Raw genomic sequence first — 4,311 nt, forward strand, 5'->3', positions numbered from 1 at the left:
CATCGTGGGCACGCTCCAGGAAGTGCACTGGCAGGGCGAACTGACCCATCTCGTGCTCGACGTCGACGGCACGCCGGTGCGTGTCTCGGCGACCAGGCTGCCGATCGCCTTGCCCGAACCCGGCGCCAAGGTGCCGCTGTTCTTCGCGCCCGCCGACACCTCGCTTCTCCCGGAAGACGCCGGTGTCTGAGGCGGTCGCCATCCCTGCGCCGGCGATGAAGCTCTCGTCGGGTAAATTGTGGATAGTGCCACCGGCGGCCCTGCTGGCGCTGCTGTTCTTCTATCCGTTGGCACTGATTGCCCGCCAGGCCTTCCTCGACGACAGTGGCGTCGCCAATGTCGCCGAAGTCATCCGCGTGCTGCATTCGCGCTTCTTCCTCAACGCGCTGATCAACACGGTGTCGATCTCGGTCGCGGCGACGGCCGGATGTCTGGTCGTCGGCCTCGTGCTGGCGCTGATTCTGGCCTTCGTGCCGTTCCCCGGCAGCGGCTTCATCGCCCGGCTGATCGATACCTTCATCGCGCTGCCGACATTCCTGGTGACGCTTGCCTTCACCTTCCTCTATGGCTCCGCCGGCATGCTCAATGCCGGGCTGATGGAGACCTTTTCGCTGCCGCTGCCGCCCGTCGATTTCCTCTATTCCGCGTGGGGTGTGATCCTGGCCGAGGTCACTGTCTACACACCCTTCATCCTGCGGCCGCTGCTCGCCGCCTTTTCGCTGGTCGACCGTGGCCAGATCGAAGCGGCGAGCGTGCTCGGCGCGCGGCCGTTTCGCATCGTTCGCCAGGTGATCCTGCCGGCGGCAATCCCGGCACTCATCGCCGGCGGCAGCCTCTGCCTGTTGTTGACTGTCAACGAATTCGGCATCGTGCTGTTCATCGGCGCCAAGGGCGTCATCACCCTGCCGCTGCTGATCTATGGCAAGGCGATCCAGGAATCGGCCTATCAGGTCGCCTGTATCATCGCCGTCGTCAACATCGCGCTGTCGCTCGGCCTGTTTGGCCTCTACCGTTTCGCCGCCGGCCGGTTGGGAGCCTAGCCCATGCTGGTCTGGTCACGCTCCGGTCGTCTTGTCCTGTGGGTGCTCTTCGCACTGATCTTCGGCGTGCTGTTCCTGGCGCCGCTCGCGGTCATCCTCCTGTCCAGCCTCGCCGACCAGTGGAACGGCGTGCTGCCCAACGGCCTGACGACGGAGCACTACACCGATGTCATTTCCGGTGCCGCCGGCAGAGCGGTCAAGGCCAGCCTGGTCACCGGCTTCCTGGCCAGCGCGCTGGCGCTGGTCAGCGGCACCTGGGCGGCCCTGTCGCTGCGCCTCCAGGGCCATGCCTTGCGGCGGCTGCTCGGCCTTTTGTTCTTCATCCCAAGCGCGGTCCCTTCGGTGTCTGTCGGCCTTGGCCTGCTGGTTGCCTTCAGCCATCCGCCGCTGCTGCTCAACGGCACGATCGCGATCGTCATGATCGCGCATTTCGTGCTGATCTCGGCTTTCACCTTCGGCAATGTCTCGGCTGGACTGGCGCGGCTTTCGCCCGACTTCGAGCAGGTGGCATCGAGCCTCGGCGCTCGCCCGGCCTACCGGCTTTGGCACGTCACACTGCCCTTGCTCGCACCCTATCTGGTTGCCGCCTTCGGTCTCAGTTTCGCGCTGTCGATGGGGGAACTCGGCGCCACCGTCATGGTCTACCCGCCGGGTTGGGTGACGCTGCCGGTCTCGATCTTCAGCCTTACCGATCGCGGCGACATCTTTGCCGGTGCGGCACTGACAATGATCCTGGTCGTGGCGACGCTGGTTCTCTTGCTCGGGCTGGAGCGCATTACCAAGCGCGCTACCGGCTCGTAGGACTTTCCCGAGTCTCAGCCCTGCGCCGGCCTGCGTTCGACGATGTAGATGTGGTCTGCCGCCAGCACCACGTCGCCGCGCTGGTTGATCACCTCGCACCGCTCGATCACCCGTCCTGAACCCGGCCGCTTGGGATCGTCTTCCTTGACCGCGATGGTGGTGCGCGTGCGGATTGTGTCGCCGATGAACACCGGCTTGATGAAGCGCAGCCGGTCGTAGCCGTAGGAAAAGGCGACAGGGTTAACGACGCTCGCGGTCAGCCCGATGCCGACGGAGAACACCAGCGTGCCATGCGCGATGCGCTGGCCGAATGGCGTCGTCTTCATGTACTCGGCGTCCATGTGGTGCGGAAAGAAATCGCCGGTGTGGCCGGCATGGACGATGAAGTCGGTCTCGGTGATGGTGCGGCCGCTTGTTAGGCGCGACGCGCCAATCTCGTAATCCTCGAAATACTTGATCTGTTCCATCAGGGTCTTTCCGCGATCGGCGTCGCCGGTGCCGCGCTCGACTGGTAGGCGGCCTCGACCAGCGCCATCGTGCTCCAGGCATCTTCGACGGGGCTTATCAGCGTATCATCTTCTCCGGTCGCAAAGCGCTGGACATTGGCCATGCGGCCGACGAAGGCATCGGGAAACCACTCGCCGGCCAAGGGCACGGCGATCCAGCCCGTTCCGCCCTTCGGACAGATCTCCAATACATCCGGTTCGCCTGTGGGATAATCGAGGTTGAGACCCAGCTTGAGATAGGCGGCACCCTCTGTGCCGCAGATGCGGAACTCGCAGGCCTGATGCCGGCGACCGAATTTGTGGTCGTGGTTGATCGACAGCGCGCAACGCACGGTGTCGCCATAGTCGAGAATGGCGCTGGTGCGCGTCTGCGCCACCTTATGGTTGGGATGGCCGAGCGTCTTGGCGTGCACGCCTCTGGGGTCGCCGAGCAACTGCCGGATCAGGTCGAGATAGTGGATCGAATGCATGGCGATCTCGACGCGCGGCGCCTTGAGCAGGAATTCCCAAAGCTCCCATGGTGTCGCCAGCGCCAGCCAGGCGTCGAAGTCGACGATCTCGCCGAGCCAGCCCTTGCCGATGGCATCCTTCAGCGCCAGCATCATTGGCGCGAAACGCAATTGGAAGTTCACCGCCGCGTGCAGCCTCCTGGCGCGGCAGATTTCGAGGATCGCGGTCGCCTCGGCAAGATTGCTGCCCATCGGCTTCTGGATCAGCGCCACCGCGCCGTCAGGCAAGGACTTCAGCACATCGGCATGATGCGACGGCGGGGTGGCAAGGTCGAAGATCGCGCCCTCGACAGCAGTCGCTTCTTCGACCGAGCCAAAGGCCGTCACGCCCCATTGGCTGGCCAGCTTTTCAGCCCTGACATGATCAGGATCATAAAGCCCGGCAACCGGAAAGCCGGCCTTCCGGTAGGCTGGGAAATGCGCGTCGCCGACGATCGATCCCGCGCCGAAGGTGACGATCGGCCGGGGTCTTGAGGGTTTTGGCCAGGATTGAACGAGCAAGGCAGGGTCGAAGCCGCCTTCAGTCATGATGGAAGACCTCATCCATCTCGGCCCACCACTCGCCCTCCTTGCGGGTCGCCAGCGGCTCCTGGCAGGGCATGCAGACGGCCCACCATTCCTGCGTCTTCGGGTCGGCCGCCATCTTGGCCATGTCGGCGGCATAGTCGGTGCCGTGGTATTCAAAATAGGAAAACAGCAGGTTCTCCGGCCGCTTCAGGTAGATCGAATAGTTCTTGATGTTGCAGGCCGAGATCATGGTCAGCACGCCGGGCCAGACGGCGGCATGGAGCCGAACATACTCATCGACCTTTTCCGGCTTCAGTCCGAGAATCATCCCCATCCGCTGCATATCAGTCTCCTATTTCGTGATCGCCGTGGTGAATTCGGCGATGCTCATGGCCTTGACCGCGTCCCAGTCCCAATCGATGCCGATGCCCGGTTCGTCGGGCGCCAGCGCCTGGCCATCTTCGATGCGCATGCGCTTGCCGGTCAACTGGTCGAGCTGCGGAATGTACTCGACATATCGGCCGTTCTGAACAGCGCAGGTCAGGCTGACATGCAGTTCCATCAGGAAATGCGGGCAGACCGGAATGTCGAAGGCCTCTGCCGCGTGCGCAATCTTGAGCCAGGGCGTGATGCCGCCGATACGGCCGACATCGACCTGCACGATCGAGCAGGCGCCTTTCTGCATGTACTCGCGAAAATGGCGGAGGGAGTAGAGCGACTCGCCGATGGCGATCGGCGTCGGCGTCGAGTTCGACAACCGCACATGCCCGTCGATGTCGTCGGCCGGCAGCGGTTCCTCGATCCAGGCGAGGTCGAGCTCACGCAGCCTCGCAGCGCGCCGGATCGCTTCGTCGACCGAAAACCCCTGATTGGCGTCGGTCATGATCTCGTAGCCGTCGCCGACCGCCTTGCGCACCGCCGACAGGCGGGGAAGATCCTCCGACCCGT

Annotated in this window: 7 protein-coding genes; 3 read left to right on the plus strand and 4 right to left on the minus strand. The window is 64.0% G+C overall.

What is annotated here, in order from left to right:
* From EN994_RS19870 to EN994_RS19880, 3 genes are all read left to right on the plus strand, one after another.
* On the plus strand, positions 1 to 190 hold a 190-nt coding region (locus tag EN994_RS19870; protein ID WP_127307743.1), incomplete at its 5' end, for a TOBE domain-containing protein.
* Entirely contained in the window at positions 183 to 1,040 is an 858-nt protein-coding gene (locus EN994_RS19875) for a 2-aminoethylphosphonate ABC transporter permease subunit (protein WP_063167537.1), read from the plus strand. The genes EN994_RS19870 and EN994_RS19875, both read left to right, overlap by 8 nt.
* 3 nt (positions 1,041 to 1,043) lie before the next feature.
* Positions 1,044 to 1,841 carry an ABC transporter permease subunit gene (locus EN994_RS19880; RefSeq protein WP_013533032.1) on the plus strand — a complete coding sequence of 266 codons (798 nt, stop codon included), beginning with the start codon at positions 1,044 to 1,046 and terminating at the stop codon, positions 1,839 to 1,841.
* 14 nt (positions 1,842 to 1,855) lie between these two features.
* Here the strand turns inward: EN994_RS19880 and EN994_RS19885 are convergent, their stop codons facing one another.
* From EN994_RS19885 to EN994_RS19900, 4 genes are all read right to left on the minus strand, one after another.
* The gene (locus EN994_RS19885; RefSeq protein WP_063167538.1) at positions 1,856 to 2,311 is read right to left on the minus strand and encodes a MaoC/PaaZ C-terminal domain-containing protein; all 456 of its coding nucleotides are present in this window, start codon (positions 2,309 to 2,311) and stop codon (positions 1,856 to 1,858) included.
* The gene (locus tag EN994_RS19890; protein ID WP_063167539.1) at positions 2,308 to 3,384 is read right to left on the minus strand and encodes a Gfo/Idh/MocA family oxidoreductase; all 1,077 of its coding nucleotides are present in this window, start codon (positions 3,382 to 3,384) and stop codon (positions 2,308 to 2,310) included. Before EN994_RS19890 ends, EN994_RS19885 begins: the two co-directional genes overlap by 4 nt.
* Positions 3,377 to 3,706, minus strand: coding sequence for an L-rhamnose mutarotase (locus EN994_RS19895; protein WP_063167540.1), 330 nt, complete (start codon positions 3,704 to 3,706; stop codon positions 3,377 to 3,379). Before EN994_RS19895 ends, EN994_RS19890 begins: the two co-directional genes overlap by 8 nt.
* Before the next feature lie 9 nt (positions 3,707 to 3,715).
* The coding region (locus EN994_RS19900; protein WP_281060175.1) for an enolase C-terminal domain-like protein at positions 3,716 to 4,311 on the minus strand (596 nt) is incomplete at its 5' end.

It is taken from the genome of Mesorhizobium sp. M7A.F.Ca.CA.002.09.1.1, from assembly GCF_003998555.1.
Classification (GTDB): Bacteria; Pseudomonadota; Alphaproteobacteria; order Rhizobiales; family Rhizobiaceae; genus Mesorhizobium; species Mesorhizobium ciceri.

What these genes read in the sequence shown, in the direction of transcription:
- EN994_RS19880 (WP_013533032.1), top strand. Translation starts at nt 1,044, where the DNA reads ATGCTGGTCTGGTCACGCTCCGGTCGTCTTGTCCTGTGGGTGCTCTTC.
- EN994_RS19895 (WP_063167540.1), bottom strand. Translation starts at nt 3,706, where the DNA reads ATGCAGCGGATGGGGATGATTCTCGGACTGAAGCCGGAAAAGGTCGAT.
- EN994_RS19890 (WP_063167539.1), bottom strand. Translation starts at nt 3,384, where the DNA reads ATGACTGAAGGCGGCTTCGACCCTGCCTTGCTCGTTCAATCCTGGCCA.